Origin of the sequence: Nonomuraea sp. CA-141351 (genome assembly GCF_050944675.1) — a bacterium.
Taxonomy (GTDB): domain Bacteria; phylum Actinomycetota; class Actinomycetes; order Streptosporangiales; family Streptosporangiaceae; genus Nonomuraea.
The window spans coordinates 5,705,624-5,728,828 of sequence record NZ_CP191982.1 but is presented as its reverse complement, the minus strand read 5'-3'; the positions used below and the strand labels follow the sequence as shown (position 1 = coordinate 5,728,828).

At 70.3% G+C, this 23,205-nt stretch carries 26 protein-coding genes and 1 pseudogene; 17 read left to right on the top strand and 10 right to left on the bottom strand.

Annotated features, from left to right (window positions below):
- Window positions 1-57 precede the first annotated feature (57 nt).
- Complete coding sequence (locus tag ACQPWU_RS27020; RefSeq protein WP_433444507.1) at window positions 58-645, top strand: (R)-mandelonitrile lyase; 588 nt, start codon at window positions 58-60, stop codon at window positions 643-645.
- Here the strand turns inward: ACQPWU_RS27020 and ACQPWU_RS27015 are convergent.
- From ACQPWU_RS27015 to ACQPWU_RS27005, 3 genes are read right to left on the bottom strand one after another with little or no spacing between them, the layout of a single operon-like run.
- A complete protein-coding gene (locus ACQPWU_RS27015) occupies window positions 543-1,733 on the bottom strand; it encodes an alpha/beta hydrolase family protein (RefSeq protein WP_433444506.1) in 1,191 nt (396 codons plus the stop codon). The two genes, ACQPWU_RS27020 and ACQPWU_RS27015, sit on opposite strands and share 103 nt — an antisense overlap.
- Before the next feature lie 22 nt (window positions 1,734-1,755).
- The gene (locus ACQPWU_RS27010) at window positions 1,756-2,553 is read right to left on the bottom strand and encodes a hypothetical protein (protein ID WP_433444505.1); all 798 of its coding nucleotides are present in this window, start codon (window positions 2,551-2,553) and stop codon (window positions 1,756-1,758) included.
- Complete coding sequence (locus ACQPWU_RS27005) at window positions 2,550-3,473, bottom strand: ABC transporter ATP-binding protein (protein WP_433444504.1); 924 nt, start codon at window positions 3,471-3,473, stop codon at window positions 2,550-2,552. The genes ACQPWU_RS27010 and ACQPWU_RS27005 overlap by 4 nt, the downstream gene beginning before the upstream one ends.
- A gap of 184 nt (window positions 3,474-3,657) precedes the next feature.
- Here ACQPWU_RS27005 and ACQPWU_RS27000 point away from each other — a divergent pair, with 184 nt between their 5' ends.
- Both ACQPWU_RS27000 and ACQPWU_RS26995 read left to right on the top strand, forming a co-directional pair.
- Window positions 3,658-4,800 (top strand): sensor histidine kinase, encoded by a 1,143-nt coding sequence (locus ACQPWU_RS27000; RefSeq protein ID WP_433444503.1) that lies wholly within the window; start codon window positions 3,658-3,660, stop codon window positions 4,798-4,800.
- Complete coding sequence (locus ACQPWU_RS26995; RefSeq protein ID WP_433444502.1) at window positions 4,797-5,453, top strand: response regulator; 657 nt, start codon at window positions 4,797-4,799, stop codon at window positions 5,451-5,453. Before ACQPWU_RS27000 ends, ACQPWU_RS26995 begins: the two co-directional genes overlap by 4 nt.
- A gap of 99 nt (window positions 5,454-5,552) precedes the next feature.
- On the opposite strand, the gene ACQPWU_RS26990 is transcribed toward ACQPWU_RS26995, so the two are convergent.
- Genes ACQPWU_RS26990 through ACQPWU_RS26980 form a run of 3 tightly spaced genes read right to left on the bottom strand, consistent with a single transcriptional unit; the run spans window position 5,553 to window position 6,740 of the window.
- Window positions 5,553-5,981, bottom strand: a complete 429-nt coding sequence (locus ACQPWU_RS26990; protein WP_433444501.1) for a DUF6010 family protein — start codon at window positions 5,979-5,981, stop codon at window positions 5,553-5,555.
- Between the two features lie 35 nt (window positions 5,982-6,016).
- Window positions 6,017-6,286 carry a hypothetical protein gene (locus ACQPWU_RS26985; protein ID WP_433444500.1) on the bottom strand — a complete coding sequence of 90 codons (270 nt, stop codon included), beginning with the start codon at window positions 6,284-6,286 and terminating at the stop codon, window positions 6,017-6,019.
- 46 nt (window positions 6,287-6,332) lie between these two features.
- The gene (locus tag ACQPWU_RS26980) at window positions 6,333-6,740 is read right to left on the bottom strand and encodes a hypothetical protein (RefSeq protein WP_433444499.1); all 408 of its coding nucleotides are present in this window, start codon (window positions 6,738-6,740) and stop codon (window positions 6,333-6,335) included.
- Between the two features lie 384 nt (window positions 6,741-7,124).
- Between ACQPWU_RS26980 and ACQPWU_RS26975 the strand changes: the two genes are divergently transcribed.
- Window positions 7,125-8,075: a GlxA family transcriptional regulator gene (locus ACQPWU_RS26975; RefSeq protein ID WP_433444498.1), complete on the top strand. Its 951-nt coding sequence runs from the start codon at window positions 7,125-7,127 to the stop codon at window positions 8,073-8,075.
- A gap of 57 nt (window positions 8,076-8,132) precedes the next feature.
- Here the strand turns inward: ACQPWU_RS26975 and ACQPWU_RS26970 are convergent, their stop codons facing one another.
- Window positions 8,133-9,110, bottom strand: a complete 978-nt coding sequence (locus ACQPWU_RS26970) for a radical SAM protein (protein ID WP_433444497.1) — start codon at window positions 9,108-9,110, stop codon at window positions 8,133-8,135.
- 104 nt (window positions 9,111-9,214) lie between these two features.
- Here ACQPWU_RS26970 and ACQPWU_RS26965 point away from each other — a divergent pair, with 104 nt between their 5' ends.
- From ACQPWU_RS26965 to ACQPWU_RS26905, 13 genes and pseudogenes are all read left to right on the top strand, one after another.
- Window positions 9,215-9,538 carry a DMT family transporter gene (locus ACQPWU_RS26965; protein WP_433444496.1) on the top strand — a complete coding sequence of 108 codons (324 nt, stop codon included), beginning with the start codon at window positions 9,215-9,217 and terminating at the stop codon, window positions 9,536-9,538.
- Window positions 9,535-10,314, top strand: a complete 780-nt coding sequence (locus ACQPWU_RS26960; protein WP_433444495.1) for a TetR family transcriptional regulator — start codon at window positions 9,535-9,537, stop codon at window positions 10,312-10,314. Before ACQPWU_RS26965 ends, ACQPWU_RS26960 begins: the two co-directional genes overlap by 4 nt.
- Before the next feature lie 20 nt (window positions 10,315-10,334).
- A complete protein-coding gene (locus ACQPWU_RS26955; protein WP_433444494.1) occupies window positions 10,335-10,889 on the top strand; it encodes a GNAT family N-acetyltransferase in 555 nt (184 codons plus the stop codon).
- The gene (locus tag ACQPWU_RS26950; protein WP_433444493.1) at window positions 10,877-11,179 is read left to right on the top strand and encodes a DUF952 domain-containing protein; all 303 of its coding nucleotides are present in this window, start codon (window positions 10,877-10,879) and stop codon (window positions 11,177-11,179) included. Before ACQPWU_RS26955 ends, ACQPWU_RS26950 begins: the two co-directional genes overlap by 13 nt.
- A 344-nt stretch (window positions 11,180-11,523) precedes the next feature.
- Window positions 11,524-11,898 (top strand): nuclear transport factor 2 family protein, encoded by a 375-nt coding sequence (locus ACQPWU_RS26945; RefSeq protein WP_433444492.1) that lies wholly within the window; start codon window positions 11,524-11,526, stop codon window positions 11,896-11,898.
- A 942-nt stretch (window positions 11,899-12,840) separates the two neighbouring features.
- The gene (locus ACQPWU_RS26940) at window positions 12,841-13,095 is read left to right on the top strand and encodes a hypothetical protein (protein ID WP_433444491.1); all 255 of its coding nucleotides are present in this window, start codon (window positions 12,841-12,843) and stop codon (window positions 13,093-13,095) included.
- Between the two features lie 496 nt (window positions 13,096-13,591).
- Entirely contained in the window at window positions 13,592-15,295 is a 1,704-nt protein-coding gene (locus ACQPWU_RS26935) for an enoyl-CoA hydratase-related protein (protein WP_433444490.1), read from the top strand.
- A gap of 16 nt (window positions 15,296-15,311) precedes the next feature.
- Window positions 15,312-16,841: a helix-turn-helix domain-containing protein gene (locus tag ACQPWU_RS26930; RefSeq protein WP_433444489.1), complete on the top strand. Its 1,530-nt coding sequence runs from the start codon at window positions 15,312-15,314 to the stop codon at window positions 16,839-16,841.
- Between the two features lie 82 nt (window positions 16,842-16,923).
- Window positions 16,924-17,937: a tyrosine-type recombinase/integrase gene (locus ACQPWU_RS26925; protein WP_433444488.1), complete on the top strand. Its 1,014-nt coding sequence runs from the start codon at window positions 16,924-16,926 to the stop codon at window positions 17,935-17,937.
- An 84-nt stretch (window positions 17,938-18,021) separates the two neighbouring features.
- Complete coding sequence (locus tag ACQPWU_RS26920; protein ID WP_433444487.1) at window positions 18,022-18,273, top strand: helix-turn-helix domain-containing protein; 252 nt, start codon at window positions 18,022-18,024, stop codon at window positions 18,271-18,273.
- 48 nt (window positions 18,274-18,321) lie between these two features.
- On the top strand, window positions 18,322-18,615 hold the full coding sequence (locus ACQPWU_RS26915; RefSeq protein ID WP_433444486.1) for a hypothetical protein: 294 nt from the start codon (window positions 18,322-18,324) through the stop codon (window positions 18,613-18,615).
- Window positions 18,513-18,943: pseudogene (locus ACQPWU_RS26910) on the top strand (ATP-binding cassette domain-containing protein); the annotation flags it as partial. The gene ACQPWU_RS26915 and the pseudogene ACQPWU_RS26910, both read left to right, overlap by 103 nt.
- Window positions 18,944-19,246: 303 nt before the next feature.
- Window positions 19,247-19,768 carry an ATP-binding protein gene (locus tag ACQPWU_RS26905; RefSeq protein WP_433444485.1) on the top strand — a complete coding sequence of 174 codons (522 nt, stop codon included), beginning with the start codon at window positions 19,247-19,249 and terminating at the stop codon, window positions 19,766-19,768.
- A gap of 158 nt (window positions 19,769-19,926) precedes the next feature.
- On the opposite strand, the gene ACQPWU_RS26900 is transcribed toward ACQPWU_RS26905, so the two are convergent.
- The 3 genes from ACQPWU_RS26900 to ACQPWU_RS26890 form a co-directional block, all read right to left on the bottom strand.
- Entirely contained in the window at window positions 19,927-22,272 is a 2,346-nt protein-coding gene (locus ACQPWU_RS26900; protein WP_433444484.1) for an ATP-binding protein, read from the bottom strand.
- 272 nt (window positions 22,273-22,544) lie between these two features.
- Entirely contained in the window at window positions 22,545-22,943 is a 399-nt protein-coding gene (locus tag ACQPWU_RS26895) for an ATP-binding protein (protein WP_433444483.1), read from the bottom strand.
- Entirely contained in the window at window positions 22,940-23,128 is a 189-nt protein-coding gene (locus ACQPWU_RS26890) for a DUF5999 family protein (RefSeq protein ID WP_360714116.1), read from the bottom strand. Before ACQPWU_RS26890 ends, ACQPWU_RS26895 begins: the two co-directional genes overlap by 4 nt.
- Window positions 23,129-23,205: the final 77 nt, after the last annotated feature.

Genomic DNA, 23,205 nt, shown 5'->3' with positions numbered 1-23,205 from the left:
CCCTCGGCCGGCGCCGCACCATACCGAGCACGCACCTGGCAACGGAGGAAACCACGCATGAACGTCCTGGAAAAACGCCCCACCAGCAAGGGCCCGGCCGAATGGTTCACCGGTGAGGTCTGGTTCGACGTCATCCACGCCGGCACCGAGCCGTCGCGGATGCGGGTCAACATCGTGCGCTTCGCGCCCTGCTCGCGTACCGCCTGGCACCGCCACGCCGCCGGACAGACCCTGCACGTCACCGACGGCATCGGCCTGGTGCAGTCCCGCGGCGGCCAGATCGTCGTGATGCGGCCCGGCGACACCGTCTACACCCCGCCCGGCGAATGGCACTGGCACGGCGCCGCACCCGACCACTTCATGGCCCACCTGGCCATGTGGGAAGGCACCGGTGGGCCGGCACACCCGAAACCGAGTGGGGTGAGCAGGTCACCGACGAGGAATACCGCGCCCGCCCCGCCACCGGCTGACACCGCGAGGGTGACTGTGACCCCGCCGTTCGCCCGCGCGGCAGGCGAACGGCGGGACCGGACGCTTGGCGGTCAGGGGTTGTGGAAGGCGACCTCGGGAGCGGCCGGCGACGGGCCGTCGAGCAGGGGCTGCTTCTTACCCTTCAGGTGCAGATCGAAGAAGGCGGCCACGTAGGTGCGGGTGATCTCCAGCGAGCGCTGCGGCGGCAGGTCGCCGGCGCCGGACATGCCGGCCGCCTTCTGCAGGATGGACAGGTCGGTGAAGCTGGTGTGGCCGGTACGGGCCACCGTGAGCCAGCGCTTCCAGCCGCTCATCTTGCGCCAGCTGTCATCCCAGGTCTGATCTTTGCCTGGCGCGTGGTCGGCCTGGCTGCCCAGGAGCAGGAAGGGCCGGTCGAGCGTGATGGCGGGGTGGAAGGTGCCGTCCAGGTTCACCGCGGCCCGTACGCGCCTGTCGGCGGCCATGGTGGCGGCGCCGGCGTCGCCACCGAGGGAGTGACCGGCCATGCCGATCCGCTTGGCAGCGATCATGCGGGCCTTGTTCCAGGCGGGGTGCCGGCCGGTCAGCTCGTCGATGACGAAGCTGATGTCCTTGGCCCGGTTCCTGGTGATGGCCGCCTGCCCGCCTTCGGGGGGCTTGGGCTGGTCGCACAGGGGAGCGCAGGTGATCGTCTGCCCATCGGGGAAGGTCGTGCCGGAGGATTCGTAGGCGTGGTCGACCAGTGCGATGACGTAGCCGCGGCTGGCCAGGTCCTCGGCCAGGAAGGTGAGGCTGGCGCGCGGCAGGCCGAGCCCGGGCGACAGCACCACCAGCGGATGGCGGCCGGGTTCGGCGGGGACGCCGGTGCGGGCGTAGGTGCGGGTGGAGCTGATGATCTCGGGAGACAGGCCGGCGCCCGGGGCCTTGCGCTGCAGCAGGGACGCGGCCTCCGCGGTGGTCATGTAGGGGGCCCGGCTACCAACGGGGCCGCCGGTGGCGGAGCTGGCGGGATAGTACATCGAGATCATGAACCGGCGCGGGCCCGATTCGGGCACCCAGGGGTCCTTGCGGCTGTTGTCGACCAGGTACAGGATGTCGCGGCCGACCGGGTCCGGGCCGGAGGGGCGGGGCAGTTCCAGCCGGACCGCTGCGGCCGCGCTGGGAGTGCGGGCAACCTGCCCAGAGGCCGCCGAGGCGGTCGTGGCGCAGGTCACAGCGGCCAGGCTGAGACAGGCCGTCAGCGCGGCGGCGGGCAGGCGCAGCCGGATGGGGTTGGTCGTCATGGCGTCTCCTCGTTGGGGCGGGTCATACGTCGCGACGACGTACGACGATCAGGGTCAAGACGGCGGCTGCCAGCGGCCACAGCGCGAAGGCGGCCCACGAGCCGGCCACCGTGGGCAGGGCGGGGTCGTCGAGTTGCTGCGGCAGGCCCAGACAGGTGCGCCAGACGTAGAAGGGGACCAGCGCGTACAGGTCGTTGAGCCACTGGTGGACGGTGGGCTGGAAGAAGGTGGGCACGATGACCAGCGCGGCGCAGACGGTGACGACGGCGCCGGCGGTGTGCCGCAGCAGCGCGCCGATGCCCATGCCGGCCAATGCCGACACCGGGGCGAGCAGCGCGTTGGCGGCCAGCACGCGCAGCACGCCGGGGTCGCCGAGCCAGACGGCGACGCCGCGGCCGGACAGGATGGCCTGGCTGACGCCGAACGTGCCCGCGGAGATGAGCGTGCCGGTGGCGAGCGTGACGGTGGCGGTGACGGTGAGTTTGGCGGCCACGACGCGGTGGCGGGACGGGACGGCGATGAGGGTGGTGCGGATCAGGCCGGTGGCGTACTCGCCGACGATGGTCAGGGCGCCCAGGCTGCCCGCGCCGATCATGAGCATGCAGGCGGCCAAGGCGCTGAACGCCTCGTTGAGGGGGTTGAACCTGGCTCTCTCCATGGCGGTGAAGCCCGGCCAGCTGTTGTAGGCGTCCAGGCTGCTCTGGGCGGCGAGCGCGACGATGGCCAGCGTGCCCAGGCCGAGCAGGCAGGAGGTCGAGCGCAGGGACCAGAGTTTGATCCACTCGGCGGCGAGCAGGTCGCGGAAGCGAGCGGGCCTCATCGCCGCTCACCTGCCAGGTGGTCGGCGCGGTCCGCGGTCAGCTCCATGAACGCCTGCTCCAGCGAGGCGGTACGCGGGGTGAGCTCGTGCAGCATGATCCGGCGTTGATGGGCGAGCTCGCCGACGCGGGCGGCACTCAGCCCGGTCACGGTCAGCGCGCCGCCGCCATCCAGCCGCACGTCCGGCTGCGCGTGCGCGCCCTCCATGGCGAGGACGGCCGCCAGCTCGACGGGGTCGGGCGTGCGCACCGTGACGGACGCACCGCCGCCGCGGGCGGCGAACTCGGCCAGGCTCTCCTCGGCGATCAGCTCGCCGCGGCCGATGACGACCAGGCGGTCGGCGGTGTTCTCCATCTCGCTCATCAAGTGGCTGGAGACCAGCACGCTGCGGCCTTCGGCGGCCAGACGCCGGAACAGGCCGCGTACCCAGCGCACGCCTTCGGGGTCCAGGCCGTTGATCGGCTCGTCGAACAGCAGCACCGGCGGGTCGCCCAGCAGGGCGGCGGCGATGCCGAGCCGCTGGCGCATGCCCAGGGAGAACCCGCCGATCCGGCGGCGCGCCACCCTGGCCAGCCCCACCTCCTCCAGCACCGCGGCGACCCGGCGGCGGGACAGGCCGTTGGCGCGGGCCAGCGCGTGCAGGTGGGCGGCGGCGGTGCGGCCGCCGTGGACGTCGCCGGCGTCCAGCAGCGCGCCCACCTGACGCAGCCCCGCCCGGTGGCGGGCGAAGGGGCGGCCGTCGATGGTGGCGCTCCCGGCGGTGGGGCGGTTCAGGCCGAGGATCATGCGCAATGTGGTGCTCTTGCCGGCGCCGTTGGGGCCGAGGAACCCTGTGACGTGCCCCGGCCGGACGGTGAACGTGAGGTCCTTCACCGCCGTCACCGCGCCGTAGCGCTTGGTCAGTTGGTCGACTTCGATCACATGACCCACGCTGTCGCAGGTCACAGACGTGCCGCATCTGGCCGCGGGCCGGTTTCCGCGCGGGCGGGGTGGCCTGGGGGCATAGGCCTGCGGGCCGATGCCCGGCTCGAGCGCAGCCGAATACGATCGACGGGTGCGCGACAAAACGCCCAGACCGCCTCTTTGGTCGCGGTTGCCCCGTGGCATGCGGACACTGCTCACCTGGTGCGGCCTGGCAGTCCTGGCGCCGCTGCTGTACGCCATGACGCTGACCGACGGCCAAGACCTGCTCCCCGTGGGGGCCGCCCACGCCACGTTCGCCCTGGCCATGGCCGCCCCTCTGGCATGGGCACGGCGATGGCCCAGCGCGGTGCTCGCGGTGCTGCTGGCGGAGATCGTCGCGGCGACGACGCTGGGACAGCCGGCGCAGCGGATCTGGCCGCTCCTGCCGTTCGCCGACGTCCCGGTCGCGCTCCTCGCGGCCGGCCGCTCGCGCCGCGCGGCCCTGGCCGCGGCCGCCGCCACCGCGCTCGTGCAGGAGGCGGCCTGGCAGGTGGACCTGCTGCGCCAGGGCCTGCGCGCCGGGGCGCCCGGCTTCCTCGCGCTGTCGCTCCTGCTCGGCCTGGGCATCGTGGTCGCCTGGATGGCCGGGACGTCCATCCGGCAGCGGCGCGAGTACGCCCAGGCGCTGCGCGCGCACGCCGAGGTCCAGGCGATCACCGGCGAGCGGCTGCGCATCGCCCGCGAGCTGCACGACATGGTCGCCCACAGCATCGGCATCATCGCCATCCAGGCCGGCGCCGGCGCACGCGTGATCGGCAGCCGGCCGGAGCAGGCGCGCGAGGCCTTGGGCGCGATCGAGGCCACCAGCAGGCAGACACTGAAGGGGCTGCGGCACATGCTCGGCGTGCTGCGCGAGCAGCCCGCCCCGCCGGTGGAAGGGCTGGCCGACCTCGAGCGGCTGGCCGAGACGATCACGGCCGCCGGCCTGCGCGTGGACGTGCGCAGGCACGGCCGGCCCCGTCCCCTGCCCGCCGCCGTCGACCGGTCCGCCTTCCGCATCATCCAGGAATCGGTCACCAACGTCCTGCGCCATGCCGGCACCGGCCACTGCCAGGTCGTGATCGGCTACGGGAGCCAGGAACTGCGCCTCGACGTCGTCGACGACGGACGCGGCGCCGCCGGCGACGGCAACGGGCACGGGATCGCCGGCATGCGCGAACGGGTCGCCCTCCTGGGCGGCGACTTCAGCGCCGGCCCCCGGCCCGGCGGCGGCTTCCGCGTCACCGCCCGCCTGCCGCTCACGACCGCGGCCGGCCGCGCGGCCACCGAGGTGGGGGCGCCGTGACGATCCGCGTCGTGCTGGCCGACGACCAGCCGCTGATCCGCGCCGGCCTGCGCATGGTCATCGACACCGCCCCCGGCATCGAGGTCGCCGCAGAAGCCGGGACCGGAGCCCAGGCCGTCCAGCTCACCAGGCGGCTGCGTCCCGACGTCGTGGTGATGGACATCCGCATGCCCGGCATGGACGGCATCGAGGCCACCCAGACCATCATCGCCGAGTCCCCGGCCACCCGCGTGATCATGTTGACCACGTTCGACGACGACGACAACGTCTACGCCTCCCTGCGCGCCGGGGCGAGCGGATTCCTGGTCAAGGACATGGCGCTGGAGGACATCCTGTCCGCCGTCCACGTCGTCGCCGCCGGAGACGCCCTGATCGCGCCCAGCGTCACCCGCCGCCTCATCGAGGACTTCGCCCGCCGCCCCGCCCCCGCCCCGCAGCCGCGCGAGCTCCCGGGCGTCACCGGACGCGAACGCGAGGTGCTCACCCTGGTCGGGCGCGGCCTGTCCAACGCCGAGATCGCGGCCCAGCTGCACATCAGCCCCGGCACCGCCAAGGCGCACGTAGCCAGCCTGCTCGGCAAGCTCGACGCCCGCGACCGGATACAGCTGGTCATCATGGCCTACGACGCGGGCCTGGTGTCCCCGTCGCGCTGACCCCACCCCGCTGTTGCTGCGGCGCTTGCTCCGGGAGGGATTCGCCCGCACCGGCCGCTGTCGGCCACGTCAGTGGCGGTGCCGCGAAGCCGGGCCGGGTCACTCTCCGGCGGGGCCGATCTGCGTGGCGGGCTTGCCGAGCAGGCGGGCACGTACCCAGCCGAAGATCGACGGCCCGCCCGCGAAGCACCACAGCGCCACGACCGGGTCGCAGATGGCGCAGCCGAAGGAGGAATGCGCGTCGAAGGGGAGAATGGGGCTCCCCTTGAGGTGGTGCACGACGTCCCAGGCGGTGTGGAGCAGCCAGCCGATGCCGATCCAGGTCCAGCTCTTGAGCCCTCGGTAGGCGACATAGGTCATGACGAGCGGCAGGACGAGCTCCCAGTACCCCAGTCCGCCTCCGCTGAGGTAGGCGGCGCCCGCACCGCCGACCAGCACGGCGTTGACCTGGCGTCGATGCGGCTCGGGGATCAGGGATATGAGGCAGACGGCGATCAGCCCGATGACGATCGGCATGATGATGAACATGGGGTGGGGCACTCCGTTCTGAGGTGGGGGTGCGGTCAGTTGGCAGAGGCCGCGGCCTTGTCCAGGCGCCGCAGGGACAGCAGCCCGCCGATCCCCGGCAGCCAGGCCAGGGCGGCGGCCACGAGGGTGCGCCGCGGATCGCGGGCGGCGGCCACGACGGTGAACAGGTACGCGCACCCGTGGATCGGCCCGGCCAGCGAGGAGACGGCGGGCAGGTGCACGGTGGCGAGGTTGCCCAGCAGGACGATGAGCGAGGCGAACTCGACCGCGGCGGCGATGCGCAACGGCCTTGCGGTACGGCTCACACTCACACTCCCGTGGTGGAGCCGGGCCGCACGATCATCAGGACCGTCACGACGGCCCACAACAGGTTGAAGACGCCGGTCGGCATGCCCAGGCGCGCCGTGGAACCCCGCAGCGCCGAACCCCCTCGAGCGCGGCGACCAGGCGCTCCTGCCCCGGCAGGACCAGCAACGCCAGGACGCCGGCCGCCGCGGCGGTGAGCACGATCGAGACGATCAGCCACGCGTCGCCCAGGACATGGAGACTGCCGGCGGTGGCGAGGCCGAAGACCGGCACGGCCAGGCCGATGACGGAGTAGACGCGGCAGATGCGGTGCAGGAGCCGGACGGAGGCGAGCGAGGGCGCGTCCGGTCCGGCCCGGCGCACCGCGGCGGGGAACATACTGGCCGCCACGGTCACGGGGCCGACGGCGATGATGGCGGCCAGGACGTGAACGGACAGGAGGAACTTGGTCACCGGCCGGCCCCCTGCCCGGCGGCCGCGCCCCAGGTGGTGTCGATGATCGGGTTGTTCCGGATGCCTTCAATGGCAGACAACGGCGTACTTTCCTCGGTCGAAGATGTGCGGTGCGGACGGTCACAGGGCCGGGGGAGAGGTCTCGGCTGGACCACACGACGCCGCGGCGCGCGTGGGCGAATGCGTATGCATCAGCGCTGCTCCCTTCTTCATGTGCCCGGATCTCGCAGCGCAAAGGCTAGACCGGCCGCCCCACGGCTCCCCATGGGCTGAATCGACAATTTCCAACGAGTTCCCGCCATTCGGCCCCACCTGCGAAGACGACCGCGTCAGCCGCCCCACCTGCCCCTTTGCGGCTGGCGAGTTCTCGCCTACGGTGTCCTCATGCACACGGTGGCGGTCCTGGCGCTGGACCATGTGGTGGCGGCCGACATGGCGACGCCGATCGAGGCGTTCGGGCGTGCCCGGCTGGCCGACGGACGCCGGCCCTACCGCGTCCTGGTCTGCGCCGCCACACCGCAGGTGGCCAGCGACACCTTCACCCTCATCGCCCCGCACGGCCTGCAGACCCTGCGGGAGGCCGACACGATCGTCGTGCCAGGATGCTCCGAGCAAGCCACCCCGCCCACCCCGCAGGTGCTCGACGCCCTGCGCACCGCCGCCACCGCCGGCACCCGGATCGCCTCCATCTGCGTGGGAGCCTTCACCCTCGCCGCAGCCGGGCTGCTGGACGGACTGAGCGCGACCACGCACTGGGTGGCGGCTCGCCGGCTGGCCCAGATGTACCCGCAGGTGGATGTGCAGCCGGACGTCCTGTACGTCGACAACGGCCAGATCCTCACCTCAGCCGGCGCCGCCGCCGGCCTGGACCTGTGCCTGCACATCATCCGGCGGGACTTCGGCTCGGCGGTCGCCGCGGACTCGGCCCGGCTGTCGGTGATGCCCCTGGAACGGGAGGGCGGCCAGGCCCAGTTCATCCTCCACAACCAGCCTCCCGTCCCCCAAGGCTCACTCCTGGAGCCGGCGCTGACGTGGATCGAGGACAACCTCGCCCAGGACGTGACATTGGCGCAGATGGCCATGCACAGCGGGATGAGCGAAAGGACCTTCAGCCGCCGCTTCCGCGAGCAGACCGGCACCACACCACTGCAGTGGCTGCTGCGAGCACGCGTACGCCGCGCCCAGTTCCTGCTGGAGACCACCGACCACGGCGTCGAACGCATCGCCGCGCAGGCCGGTTTCGGCTCGGCCACCGCGTTCCGGGAGCGGTTCAAACGCGTCGCCGGCGTCACACCGCAGACCTACCGCTCCTCCTTCCGGACGAACGCCTCCTGACCTCCCGCCCGCCCTTACGTGACGGACGAGCCCGCCGTCCTGGCGGCATCGACCGCCTCACACCAGCGCGAGCTGCGCCGCACGCGGCTCGCGCCGCTCGACCGCAGACGCACCGCACCGCATCCCGTACATCTGGCACAACTGCGCGATCTGCCCCGTGATGCGCCCCTCGTAATCCGCCGACGGCAACCCCGAGCGGTCATACAGCTCCTCATACCGCTCCACCAACTGCGGATGCGCCTGCGCCAGCCACTCCAGATACCACGAACGCGTCCCCGGCGGCAGCCGCAGCACCACCGGCTCCACCGCCCCCGCCCCCGTCGCCGCGATGCGCCGCACCGTCGCCGTCAGCTGATCCGTCGCGTCACTGAGCAGCGGCAGCACCGGAGCCATCAGCACCCGGCACTCCACCCCAGCCTCCACCAGCGCCGACACCAACTCCAGCCGCGCCTGCGCACCCGGCGCGCCCGGCTCCACCGCCCGCCGGATCCGCTCGTCCACGAACGCGATCGACACCGCCACCCGCGCCCCCGCCCGCGCCAGCAACTCAGCATCCCGCACCACCAGCGCGCTCTTGGTGTAGACGGTGAACGGCACCGCCGCCTCCGCCAGCGCCCCGATCACCCCCGGCATCAGCCGGTAGGTCTCCTCAGCCGGCTGATAGCAGTCACCGCTGAGACCCACCGCCAGCTCCTGACCGTCCCAGCGCGCCAGCTCCGCCCGCAACCGGGCCACCGCGTTCGCCTTGACCACGATCCGCGTGTCGAAATCACGACCGGCATCCAGGCCCAGCCGCCGATGCCCCGCACGGGCGCCGCAACCCCGGCAGGCGTGGGCGCAGCCACGGTAGGGGGAGACGGCCCACTGCTGGGCGATGCCCGCGGTCTGCGGCACCCGCTCGATCACCGTGCGGGCCTGCAGCTCATAGAAACCGTCGCGCGCCACCGCACGCCGCTCGATCAGCGGACGCTCGTCAGCGGCCTGTTCGACAAGCGAAAGCGCGTCCCAACCCACACCAACCAATGGAACACGCATTCGACTGGGTTTTCAAGCAGTTCCACCACACCCGGACACCATCTCCGCAGGATCCCACGATAAAATTGGCACAGCCGTACCAATTTTCTTATTGGGGGACCCCCATGCCCTGGCTCCTGCTCTCCCTCGCCATCGCCTCGGAAGTCCTGGCCACCTCCGCACTCAAACTCAGCAACGGCTTCACCCACATCGCCTGGACCATCGTCGTCGCCGCCGGCTACATCACCTCCTTCGTCCTGCTCTCCCAAGCCCTCAAGCTCCAACTCGAGATGGGCACCGCCTACGCCGTCTGGTCCGGCGCCGGCACCGCCGCCATCGCCCTCATCGGCGCCGCCTTCATGGGGGAGACCCTCACCCCGCTCAAGATCGGCGGTATCCTGCTCATCATCGGCGGCGTCATAGTCCTCAACCTCGCAGGTGGCCATTGAACCCGCACCAGGACACACCGGCAGACCACCCCCGCCCCGCGCACACCTCGAAAACAGACGCCCGCACCCCCGCCCGCCACGAGCCGGCACCGGCACAGCAGCACCACGCACCCGAACACCCCACGCCGCGCAAGCAGCCACAGCCGGGCAGGCAACCGGGAGAGCGGCCCCACCCAGGCCAAGGATCCCGGCCGGGGGAGCGGCCCAACACCGCGACCCCCACCTCCAGCCCCACACAGGCCCGCGGACGCCGCCGCCGCGCCACCCTCCTGGCCGCCGCCGTCGACCTGCTCACCGAAGGCGGCTTCGCCGCCGTCACCCACCGCGCCGTCGCCCAGCGCGCCAACCTCCCCCTCGCCGCCACCACCTACTACTTCGCCTCCCGCGACCAACTCCTCGCCGAAGCCTTCGCCCAACTCGTCGAAACCGAACTCGACACCACCCGCACCTGGATCACCCACCACGGCCTCACCGCCCTGGCCGACCAGGTCGCCACCGCCGACCGCACCCGCCAACTCGGCCTATGGGAGCTGTACGTCCACGCAGGCCGCGACCCCGTACTCCAGCAAATCGCCCGCCGCTGGACCGACGGCTGCGTCCGCATCGTCGCCGACACCCTCCACCTCCCCGACACCGACACCCGTGTCCGCCTCCTCTACACCACCCTGTCCGCCCTCTGGCTGGAACACGTCGTCGAACAACGCCCCCTCGACCAAGCCCGCGCCCTGCTCACCCACGCCGTCAAAACGGCAGAAAACGCATTGCCGCCCCCCTGACCCCCACCTACACTGCCCCCGTGCTGAAACCCCACTACCCGATCACCACCGACCGCCTCCTACTGCGCCCCTTCACCCCCGACGACCTCGACGCCGTCCACGCCTACGAATCCCGCCCCGACGTCGCCCGCTACCTCTACTGGGAACCCCGCGACCGCGACACCACCGGCACCTTCCTCGACAAAAAGATCACCCGCACCGCCATCCTCGAAGAAGGCGACGCCATCGACCTGGCCGTCACCCTGCGCCACACTGGCAGGCTCATCGGCCAAAGCCTGCTCATCTGGACCAGCAAACAACACCGCCAGGGCGAAATCGGCTACGTCCTCCACCCCGACCACCACGGCCACGGCTACGCCCCCGAAGCCGCCCGCGAAATGCTCCGCCTCGGCTTCGACAGCCTCGGCCTGCACCGCATCACCGGCCGCCTCGACGCCCGCAACACCGCCTCCGCCCGCGTCCTGGAAAAACTCCACATGCGCCGCGAAGCCACCCTCATCGACAACGAATTCGTCAAAGGCGAATGGACCAGCGAAACCATCTACGCCATCCTCCACACCGAATGGACCCCATGATCCACCACCTCGCCCTGCGCGCCGACTGGGAAGCCGCGCAGAAAGCAGGGGAGTACCGCATCTCCACCCTCGGCCGCACCCTCGACCAAGAAGGCTTCATCCACTGCAGCCGCGACCTCACCCAGCTACGCGGCGTCCACACCGCTTTCTACGCCCACCTCACCGACCCCCTGCTCGTCCTCGACATCGACCCAACAAACCTGGACATCCGCGTCGAAAACGGCTTCCCCCACCTGTACGGCCCCCTGCCGATCACGGCCGTCACCGCCGTACACCCCTACACCCCCTGAACGACCGCCCGGACGCGCGGGGGAGCGGCGACCTCAAGCAGACCCGGCCATGTACGAACGACCGCGCCACCCACCCGCCGCGCGGCAGGAGGTGCCGCGGCCAACTCAAGGGAGGGTAACCACAAGGGGAAAGCCCTTGCATGAAGCCGCCCGAGACCGCGGCGCCGCACAAACCGGGCCCACACCCAGCAACCAGGTGACAGGCGCCACGCATCAGGCGCACGAGCAGGGCGTACCAACGCCAGACAACCAGGGGACAGGGGAGCCGACGCTCACCTCACGCCCAGCGGCCACCAGTCGGAGACACGCTCACCCGCACCCGCGCCACCCACACAATGGTTGCCATGGACACCCGAACGGCCGCCCAACGCTTCGCCGACACCTGGCAACACGGCTGGACCCACCACGACACCGCCGCCATCATCGCCCTCTACCGCGACGACGCCGTCCACACCAGCATGCCCTTCCGCCCCCCGCACCAGGGCAGACAAGCCATCGCCAACTACATCCGATGGTCATTCTCCGGCGAGACCGACCCGCACGTCACCTTCGCCACGCCCATCGTCGACGGCGACCAGGCAGCCATCGAATTCCGAGTCCACGCCCACGACAACGGCCGCCCCATCACCCTCGCAGGCTGCGTCTTCGCCCGCTTCGACCCCGACGGCCTCGCCACACAGACCCGCGACTACTGGCACACCATCGACGGCCACCAATAACCCCGCCACCAACTCCGCGCCCCGGCCGGCCCCCACAACCGGCCACGCACCGCAACACACCGAAGCAACACACATGGGGGAAAAGATCAGCGCGCCACCCGGACAGGCGCCGCCGAAGACCGCACCGGCCCACGCGAGGCCATCGGCACAGGCGCCGGAGCCGGCTGCGGACGCGCCATCTGCTGCGTCTGCTGCTGCTCCTCAGCACGCCGCTCGGCGCACCCACCCGCGCAATACCCATTGGTCACGATCAGACGCCCCCGCAGCGGCGTGTACGCATCCTTACCCGAAGCGGGCACAACCCCCTGACACACCGGACATAACACCGACTGACTCCCCACGTGCTGCTCCTCTCGCAGTGCGAATGGCAGGATCTCCCAGCCTAAACAACGCATCCCGCCAAGGACAGCGAATCAACAGAGCGTCAAACCCTCGGTCAATGCCCGGGGGAGCCCCGCCACGCCACCACATCCGGCCACGAAACCCCGGCCCCACCGCGCAATCCGACTCCGGGCGCCCCCGCGCGACAAGCCCCCGCCGCGCCGCCGAGAGAAAAATCACACCAGACCCACCGGCCTCGCTATCCCGTCCCATTCAATCTGGTCCACATCCACGGGTCAGGCTCCGACGCGGGTCGTTCGCGCGAGTTCCGGCCCCACCTCAGCGACAGCCAAGCGCTCATTTACCGCCGCCCGCCGAACTCCCAATCGTGAACCTCGATGCCGGCATACCGGTCCGAGGTCAGAACGACCTCATCCCCAACGAGACGACAGCACTATAGCGATCTTGTGTCAGGTCTACTGAGACTGTGTCAGCTCAATTGAGACGGGACAATGAGCGAGATGACCGACCGGGTCACCCCCTTTCAGAAGGGGCTACTTGACATAATGTTCATTATCAAGCAACCAGAATAAAGCGGCCACACCCGGGCAGACGCTCTGCATGCCCGCCCTGGACATCACAACCCCCAGCCTCATCGCGCTCACAGCCGTCATCACCGCACTCGCCATCTGGCTGATCATCCTGGCGGTCCGGCTCACCCAGCGCCCGCGCAACCGGCCCGGCATCAGCGTCGACCTGGTCGACCAGGTGCGCGAGCTCAAAGCCCTCGGCCAGATCCAGGAAGCCGTCTTCCTCGTACGCGGCGAGACCGGCATGAGCCAGCGCTCCGCCGCCCGCTTCGTCAACCGCCTCTGACCCCTCCCACCCCAACCTGGACATTCAATCTCAAACCAGACAGAAGCTGGATTCTGTCTGGTTTGAGACAAAGTGGTAAATACAGCGACAAACACCCCTTAGTGGCGGTCGCTCGCGCGAAGCGCCCCCGGCCCCTGGGGGCCAGGGGTCCGGGTGGAGTCGCCGCGTCGATGCCGAAGGATGGACGGGACGGTGACGGCCCTCTCCCCCGGGTTGGAGCTCCCGGAAGCGGGGTTTCGGCTCAGGGCGGGTACGCGGCCGAGCCGCTACCACAGGCGGATGATTCGGGCAAAGCGGGTCAACTAGGGCTGGTCTGGGCGGGTTTTTGCGGTGAAATGTCACCGGCAGTGGACGATCCATGTCAGCATCAAAGACATGTATGGGCCATATGGGACTGTCATAAAGGCATGGGACAGAAGGGAACGCCCCTCCCGCTGAGCAGTCCCCTGCCGCCCGATTCCGTGTCCCCCTACCCTGCCTGGAAAGAAGTCCCGCGTTGCGTATCTTGCTGCTGTGCTCCTCGTTCAACGGCCTGACCCAGCGTTGCTGGCTGGAGTTGCGCCGCGCCGGCCATGAGGTGAGTGTCGAGCTGGCCGTCTCGGAGCAGGCGATGGTGGAGGCGGCCGAGCTGGCCAAGCCTGATCTGGTGATCTGCCCGTTCCTGAAGGAGCGGGTGCCGGAGCAGTTGTGGCGCGGCCACCGTACGGTGATCGTCCACCCGGGGCCGCCCGGGGACCGGGGGCCGTCGTCGCTGGACTGGGCGATCCTGGAGGCCGAGCCCGAGTGGGGGGTGACGGCGTTGCAGGCGGTCGAGGAGATGGACGCGGGCCCGATCTGGGGGTATCGGACGTTCGCGCTGCCGTCGGAGGCGCCGCGTAAGTCGGCGTTGTACAACGGGCCGGTGGCGGATGCGGCGGTGGAGCTGGTGGCGGAGGTGGCGGCCAAGGCGGCGGACGCGTCGTTCGTGCCGGTGCCGCTGGATTACCGTTCGCCGGAGGTGCGGGGCCGGTTGCGGCGGGCGATGCGGCATTCCGATCGGGAGTTCTCCTGGGAGGAGCCGACGGAGGACATTGTGCGCCGGGTGCGGGCCGCGGACGGGTCGCCTGGGGGTCGGGCGACGTTGTGTGAGCTGCCGGTGCGGGTGTTCGACGTGTATCGGGGGCCGGATATCGCGGGCCGGCCGGGGCAGGTGGTGGCGCGGCGTGAGGGCGCGGTGCTGGTGCACACCGGCGACGGTTCGGTGTGGGTGGGGCATGTGCGGCTGGAGCAGGAGGGGGCGATCAAGCTTCCGTCGGCGCTGGCGCTGGGTGATCTGGTGGCTTCGGCGCCGGAGCGTTCGGGTTACAGCGAGATCACCTATGACCGGAGTGACGGTGTGGGGGTGGTGAGTTTCGACTTCTACAACGGGGCGATGTCGTCGGATCAGTGCCGCCGGTTGTCGGCGGCACTGCGGTATGCGGCGGCGCAGGACACGCGGGTGCTGGTGGTGCGGGGCGGGGAGGTGTTCTCCAACGGCATTCATCTGAATGTGATCGAGGCTTCGCGTCATCCGGAGTTGGAGGCGTGGATGAACATCAACGCGATCAACGGGGTGTGCCGGGAGATCGTGGGGTGTACGAGTCAGCTGGTGGTGACTTCGATCGGGGGGAACGCGGGCGCGGGCGGGGTGATGATGGGGCTGGGCGCCGACCGGGTGATCATCCGGGATTCGGTGGTGCTGAATCCGCATTACCGGACGATGGGGTTGTTCGGCAGTGAGTACTGGACGTACGTGTTGCCGCGCCGGGTGGGTGCGGAGACGGCGCGGAGGTTGACGCAGCAGGCGTTGCCGGTCGGCGCGGCGGAGGCGGTCGAGGTGGGGCTGGCGGATCGCATGCTGGGTGGTTCGCGGCTGGACTTCGAGCGCAGGGTGCTGGAGTACGCGGAGCGGCTGGCGGTGGATCCGGGTTATGATCGGCTGCTGGCGGGCAGGCGGCAGGCGCGTGAGGTCGATGAGCGGCGTAAGCCGCTGGATGCTTACCGGGCCGAGGAGCTGGCGGAGATGAGCCGGGACATGTTCGACGACCGTAACGAGTTCCGGGCGGCGCGGCGGGCGTTCGTGCACAAGGCGAAGGCGTCGGTGACTCCGGAGCATCTGGCGGGTCATCGTGAGTTGTCCGGCGCGTCGGCCCCCGGGGGCGCTGTGGCATCTCATATGTGAGATATGGTCTCGTGTTGTGGCAGATGATTACCTTGTGCGGATCGGCCGGCTGATCCGGGATGCGCGCCAGCATCGTGGTTGGACGCAGCTTCAGCTGGCCGATGCTCTGGCGACGTCTCAGAGCGCGGTCAACCGGATCGAGCGCGGCAACCAGAACATCAGTCTTGAGATGATCGCCCGGATCGGTGAGGCGCTCGACAGTGAGATCGTCTCGCTGGGGTATGCGGGGCCGATGCATCTGCGGGTGGTGGGCGGCCGCCGGTTGTCGGGCAGCATCGACGTCAAGACGTCGAAGAACGCGTGCGTGGCGTTGTTGTGCGCGTCGTTGCTGAACTCGGGCCGGACGATCCTGCGGAAGGTGGCGCGGATCGAGGAGGTCTACCGGATCCTGGAGGTGCTGGCCTCGATCGGGGTGCGGGCGCGGTGGATCAACGAGGGCAGCGATCTGGAGATCGTGCCTCCGGCGAGGCTGGAGCTGGAGGCGATGGACACCGAGGCGGCGCGCCGTACCAGGAGCGTCATCATGTTCCTGGGGCCGTTGATGCACCGCACGGAGCAGTTCCAGATCCCGTACGCGGGCGGCTGTGACCTGGGCACGCGTACGGTGCAGCCGCACATGTCGGCGCTGAAGCACTTCGGGCTGGACATCACCGCGACCGGCGGGTTCTATCACGCCCGGGTGGATCGGGGGGTGTCGCCGTCGCGGCCGATCGTGCTGACCGAGCGGGGCGACACGGTGACGGAGAACGCGCTGCTGGCGGCGGCGCGGCACGACGGTGTGACGGTGATCCGCAACGCCTCCTCCAACTACATGGTGCAGGACCTGTGTTTCTTCCTGGAGCAGCTCGGCGTGCGGGTGGAGGGGGTGGGGACGACGACGCTGACGGTGCACGGGCTGGCCGACATCGAGCGGGACGTCGACTACTCCCCCTCCGAGGACCCGGTGGAGGCGATGAGTCTGCTGGCGGCGGCGGTGGTGACGTCGTCGGAGCTGACGATCTGCCGGGTGCCGGTGGAGTTCCTGGAGATCGAGCTTGCGGTGCTGGAGGAGATGGGCCTCGACTGTGATCGGGGGCGGGAGTATCCGGCGGCCAACGGGCGTACGCGGCTGATGGATCTGACGGTGCGGCCGTCGAAGCTGGTCTCCCCCATCGACAAGATCCATCCGATGCCGTTCCCGGGGCTAAACATCGACAACGTGCCGTTCTTCGCGGCGATCGCGGCCTCGGCGCAGGGTTCGACGTTGATCCACGACTGGGTGTACGACAATCGGGCGATCTATTTGACGGAGCTGACGCGGCTGGGGGCGTCGGTGAAGCTGCTGGATCCGCATCGGGTGCTGGTGGAGGGGCCGACGCGGTGGCGCAGCGCGGAGATGATGTGTCCGCCGGCGCTGCGGCCGGCGGTGGTGGTGCTGCTGGCGATGATGGCGGCGGAGGGCACGTCGGTGCTGCGGAACGTGTACGTGATCAACCGCGGGTATGAGGATCTGGCCGAGCGGCTGAACGCGTTGGGAGCGCGCATCGAGACCTTCCGCGACATCTAGCGTTTCCTGTCGGTGCCGGCCGCTACGGTCGTCCTTGGATCTTTTCTCGTGCGAGGGGCATTCGAGGGGAAGGTGGCGGCCGGTGCGGCCTGCGGAGCTCGAGTGGGTGACGGTGGCGGAGGCGGCTGACCGTTATGTGGAGCTGGTGCGGGCCAGGACGGTGACGGGGGCGTTGTCGCCGTCGACGGCGGAGGTGTATGCGCGGGATGTGGCGACGCTGGTGGAGCTGGCGGGCGCCGAGGTGGTGCTGGACGATCTGACGGGCGCCGATGTGGACGCGCTGCTGCTGGCGTTCGCGCGCCGGCCGGACGGGCGGCGGCGCACCGCGAGCGGTGGGCAGTCGCCGTCGTCGCAGGCGCGTTTTCGCCGGTCTATCTCGGCGTTGTTCAAGCATGCGGTGTTGGCGGGGTGGGTGCAGGTCAATCCGATGACGGCCTCGACGGTGACGGCCAAGGAACGCGGCGGGCTGCGGCCGCAGCGGCGGGCGTTGACGCGGGAGCAGGCGCAGGGGCTGATCGGGGCGGCGCGCGCGTTGCCGCAGGACGTCCCGGCGGAGGGCAAGCGCCGTGATCAGCGTACGGAGTTGCGGGACGCGGTGATCGTGCTGCTGCTGTCGACGGTGGGGCCGCGGGTGTCGGAGCTGGTACGCGCGAACGTGGAGGATTTCTTCACCAACGACGGGGTGCGTTACTGGCGGATCTTCGGCAAGGGCGGGCGGACGCGGGATGTGCCGTTGCCGGATGACGTGGCGAGGGTGTTGCAGGAGTATCTGGAGCGGGGGCGGCCGGCGGTGGCCGACAAGGCGTTGCTGCTGTCGTGGCGGGGGCGGCGGCTGGCGCGGGGCGATGTGCAGGCGGTGATCGACCGGGTGCAGCGGCGGGTGGATCCCGATCAGCGGCGTTCGGTGACGCCGCATGGGTTGCGGCATACGACGGCGACGCATCTGCTGGCGGACGCGGTCGACATGGACGCGGTGCGGCGGGTGCTGGGGCACAGTGATCTGTCGACGCTGGGCCGGTATCGCGATGAGCTGCCGGGTGAGCTGGAGGTGGCGATGCGCACCCATCCCCTGTTGCGCGGCAAGAGCGGGCGGTGAGGTGTTCGAGGGGGCCGTTCCCCGGGCGGGCGGCAGCAAGAACGGAGATAACTATACCGGTATCACGGGTATAGAGTGGTTTACATGGTGCGACCTCCGCTGACCCCTGAGGAGCGGCTGCGCGGCGAGCAGCTCGGCTCGTTGCTGCGTCAGGCCCGCGGCGAGCGCAGCATCGTCGAGGTCGCCGCGGCCGCCGGCATGTCCGCCGAGACCCTCCGCAAGATCGAGACCGGCCGGATCGCCACGCCGGCGTTCTTCACCATCGCGGCCCTGTCCGACGTGCTCGGCATCTCGCTCGACCGCCTGGCCACCCGCTCCACACCCGCCCCCACCTGACCGGCCCAACCGGGGGGAAGTGTCGGTGCCCTGCCCTAACGTGTTCGCATGGACGACAGCATCGTGATCACCGGGGCACGGGTGAACAACCTGAAGAACCTGTCCCTGCGCATCCCCAAGAACAAGCTGGTGGTCTTCACCGGGGTGTCCGGGTCCGGCAAGTCGTCCGTCGTGTTCGACACCGTCGCCGTGGAGTCGCAGCGCCAGCTGAACGAGACCTCCTCCTGGTTCATCCGCAACCGGCTGCCGCCCGGGTGCGCACCCTCGTCGACGTCGGCCTCGGCTACCTCACCCTGGGCCAGCCGACCAGTTCGCTGTCGGGCGGTGAGCGCCAGCGCATGAAGCTGGCCGGTGAGCTGTCGAAGACGGGAGCGGTGTACGTGCTGGACGAGCCCACCACGGGCCTGCACATGTCCGACGTCGACACCTTGGCCGCCCTGCTGGACCGCATCGTGGACGCGGGCAGCACCGTCATCGTGATCGAGCACGACCTGGAGGTGATCGAACGCGCCGACTGGGTCGTCGATCTGGGGCCGGGTGGCGGCAAGCATGGGGGCCGGGTCCTGTTCGAAGGCACCCGCAGGCGTTGTTGTCCGTCCCGGGCTCGGTGACGGGCGCCCACCTCGCCGACTCGTCGGACCGCGAGGGCGGTACGGTGCCGGGCGCCTGACCCGGGCCGGGGACGGCGTCGTGCTCGTAGACATGGCCGTCGGCCTGGTCCCTGCCGATGTCCCGGGTTACTTGCGGGGTGGGATTGCTCGCTGCGGCGTCGCGAGCGTGGATGGGCGTTCCGGGAGGTACGGGGCAGCGGTGGTGGACGTGGTGCCGGGCGGGGGCTGAGGGGGGACTACCTACACGGAGGCCGAGACGAATAGGTACCTATATGGGGATTTATCCCGTCTCGGTGTTTGGCGTGGTCGAGCAAGCTGAGTAAGTGCTCTGTACACATGCGCCAACACGGGGAGGGGATGCAATGCCAGCCATATTGCAGCCGCAAGTCGAGCACGGCGTCGTTCCGAGCCAACCCGCGCTGCGGATGTTGTCGCGGAACGGGCTTTTGGCCCTGGGGGACGGCCTGGCCGTTCGCGCCGGACTGGTGGGACGCGACCGCGCCGTCTCGTGGCTGCTGTCGGCACAGCCCTCGGCGGTGCCGAGCGCCCGGCGGATGACCGCGGTCCGGTTGGCCGCGTGGGGATTGCAAGAGCAGGCCGAGGATGCCGACGTGCTGGTCGGCGAACTCGTAGCCGACGCCCTGCGGCACGCCACCGGCAGGATCAGGCTCACGCTCTGGGTGGAGGAAGGCCTGTTGCGCGGTGAAGTGGAGGACGTCAGCGCCCAGGCCGCGCCCACAGCCGCCGCACCGCGCCACACCCCGCGGCTGAACCGGCTGGCGTGCTGCTGGGGGATCGCCGGCAAGGTCGTGTGGTTCGAGCTTGTCACCTCCGAGCGGGACTGCCCGCACACCCACCCGGACGGCACCGACCGAAAGGAATGACGCATCGTGCGCCAGACAAGGATCCGCGTCTCCAAGCGGCCACACCGCCCAGCACAGGGCATGGACCTGCGGACCCCGTCAGGGCGGCCGCTGCCGTACTGACACCCATGAACAACAGCGGAACCGGCGGCGTCGGTTCCGCTGTTCAAACGAGCACCTCAAGGCCGGTCATGGCCGTCGGCGCGAGCCCGCTCCCCCACCCACACCGCGATCTGCGCCCGCGAGCTGAACCCCAGCTTGCTCAAAATGTGCTCGATATGCCCCTCGGCGGTCCGCTGGGCGATCACCAGGGCCGCCGCGATCTCCTTGTTCGTCAGCCCCTGGGCGACCAGATCGGCGATCTCCGTCTCCCGCCGTGTCAGCGGCGTCTCCCCCTTGGCCGCCTGCTCGGGCTTGTCCTCCCGCAACGCGTACGCGAGCGCCTCATCCAGGGGTAGGCCGGCGCCACGCCGCACGGCCGCCTCGAACGCCGCCTCCCCCAGAGCCTGACGCATCGCCGCCTGGCACTCCTCGTGGTAGCGGGCCAGGTGCCCGTACCCCGACAGCGGCGCCCCAACGGAGCTCCACATCGTCTCCAAGACCCCCAGCAGCCGCGCGGCCTGCTGGTGGTGGCCCTGACTGGCCGCGATCCAGGCCAGCACCTCGATGTTGAGGCCCGCGCCGAGCCGGTCACCGAGCGAGCGGTTGAAGGTCAGGCTCTGCGTCTCCAGCTCCGCCGCCCGCGCCAGGTCCTCCTGCCGCCACACCTCCACGCCCAGCGCCATCATCGTGTACGCCTTGTGCCAGCCCTCCCCGTAGGCATCGCACACCGTCAGGCACTCCTCGCCCGCCGCGATGGCGCGCGAGGAGTCCCCCAGGAACGAGTGGGCGAGCGTCAGCCGGATGAGCGACAGCGCGATCCCCACCGGGTCGCCGTGCCGGCGGTGGCGGGCCAGGGCGTCCCTGTATAGCTCGATCGCGGCCTCCGTCCGCCCCTCGTACATGGCCACCATCCCGGAGAACAGCGCCACGTAGGCCAAGACCGGCTCGTCGTGCAACCGCTCCCCGATACGGCGGCTTTCCTCCAGCATCGCGGTGGCGGCGGGCATGTCGGCCTGAATGACCGCCAGCCAGCTGGCAGCCCACAGCGCCTCAGCGCGCACCGTGCCGGGCTCGGTGTCGGCGGCCAGCGCCCGCGCCAGCCAGCCGCGCCCCTCACCCAGGTAATAACTGGTGATCCAGTGATACAGCAGATCGCCCGCCATGCTCAGCGCCGCGGGGGCCCCCTGCGGCGTGCTCAGCCAGCTGTCGAGCGCGGCCCGCAGGTTGGCGTGCTCCCTCTGCAGCCGGGCGAACCAGGCGATCTGCTCGGGCCCGAACAGCTCCGCCCGCGCCTGCGCGGCAAGGTCGCGATAATAACCACGGTGCCGTGCCTGCAACTCGGCCTCGCGGCCGGAGCCGGCCAGCTGTTGACGTCCGTACTGGCGAAGCGTTTCCAGCATGCGGTAGCGCACGCCGCCCGGGTGGTCTTCTCGAATCAGCACGGACTTGTCCACCAGGCCGATCACCAGGTCGATCACATCCTCCCGGGCGATTCCGTCCCCGCTGCAGACCGTCTCGGCCGCCTCCAGGTCCAATCCCCCGGCGAAGACCGAGGCCCGCTGCCACAGCAGGCGTTCTTCTTCCAGGCGTAGCGCGTAACTCCAATCGATCAGTGCCCGCAACGTCTGGTGCCGGGGCAGTACCGCTCTGGACCCGGCGGTCAGCAGGCGGAAACGGTCGTCGAGCCGGTCGAGCAGCTGCTGAACCGACAGGGCGCGCAGCCGGACCGCGGCCAGTTCGATGCCCAGCGGCAGCCCGTCCAGACGGCGCACGATACGGGTGACGACGTCGCGGTTGTCGTCGTCGACGGCGAATGCGGGCAATACCGCGCGGGCCCGTTCGGTGAACAACCGCACCGCATCCTGCTTCACCAGCGTCTCCAACGGCGGCCGCGGCACCTCCCAACCCGGCAGCGGCAGCGGCGCCACAGGCACCACCTGCTCGCTGGCGATACCCAGCGCCTGCCGGCTGGTGGCCAGCACCCGCAGGTCGGGGGCCGCGCGCAGCAGCGTCTCGGCCAGCACCGCACATTCGCCCACCATGTGCTCGCAGTTGTCCAGGATCAGCAGTGCCTGCTTGTCGCGCAGGTAGCGGGTCAGCACCCGCATCGGGGGGTCGCCGATCTGATCGCGGATCTCCAGCGCCTCGGCCACAGCCTGGGCGAGCATGGAGGAGCAGTCCAGCTCGGCCAGTTCGACCAGCCAGACGCCGTCGCGAAAGGCCCGCCGTACCTCCTGGCCGACCCGCAGCGCCAGGCGGGTCTTGCCGACTCCGCCCACGCCGGTCAGCGTCACAGTCCTGGAAGCGGACAGCAGCTGCTTGACCTCGGCCACCTCGTGCCGACGCCCCACGAAACTCGTCACCTCGGCAGGCAGCCCGCCGCTGGGCCGCCCCCGGACGGTGCCGGCAGTCACCGCTGTCATTGGCGCCTTCCGCGATGCGGCCGGCGGGTCTCCATCCGACCGCATCCCACGTGGTCCAGGTTATGTCCCGGCCGTTATCCCAGACGAGCACGGTCAAGAACCCACAACAAGATTTGGCCATCGCATGGCGTAACAGCGGCACGGCTACGGCGTACTTCACCGGCAGGCCGGCAGGGGGAACGCAAGAAAGGACGCGCGGCAGGAGAAGGAGTTGTTCGCCCGAGAGCCGGACTAACTGCGCGATGCGCGGCCGTACTCGCCGCACTGACACATCAGGCGTCCAGCGTGGCCGGCACCGGCACGGGCAGCTCGAACCAGACGACCTTGCCCCGGCCCGTCGGGACGCTGCCCCAACCCGACGACAGCACCTCCACCAGCAGCAGCCCGCGCGACCCCTCATCGTCGTCGGCGGCCAAGCGCGGGCGAGGAAGCAGAGGGCTGGAGTCCTCGACCTCGCAGCGCAGCAGCCCATCGGCGGCCGACAGGCTCAGGCGCACGATCCCACGCGCATGCCGCACCGCGTTGGTGACCAGCTCGCTGATCAGCAGCTCGGCGAACTCACACACGTGCTGCAGCCCCCATTCCACGAGCTGGGCCCTGGCCGCATGCCGAGCCCTGAACACCGAGCAGGCCCCAGGCGTGAACGTCCACGACGTCAGCGGCGCGTTCATGCCGCCTGCCCGCTCAGTGCAGGCACGACGCTGCGGCCGTCCGGCAGCAGCTCGCCCGTGTCGTCGAAGAACACGACCCCGTTGCACAGAAGTCCCCATCCTTGCTCTGGGTGGTACGCCACCAGACGCGCGGCCTGATGATCGATGGCGTCCGCGGGAGGACAAGGAGGCTGATGCGTGCACATGATGCTGATCCCCCGTTCCTCACATCCAGCCTTCTCCTACACCTTCAGACTGCCTCACCACCCGCCACAAAAAGACG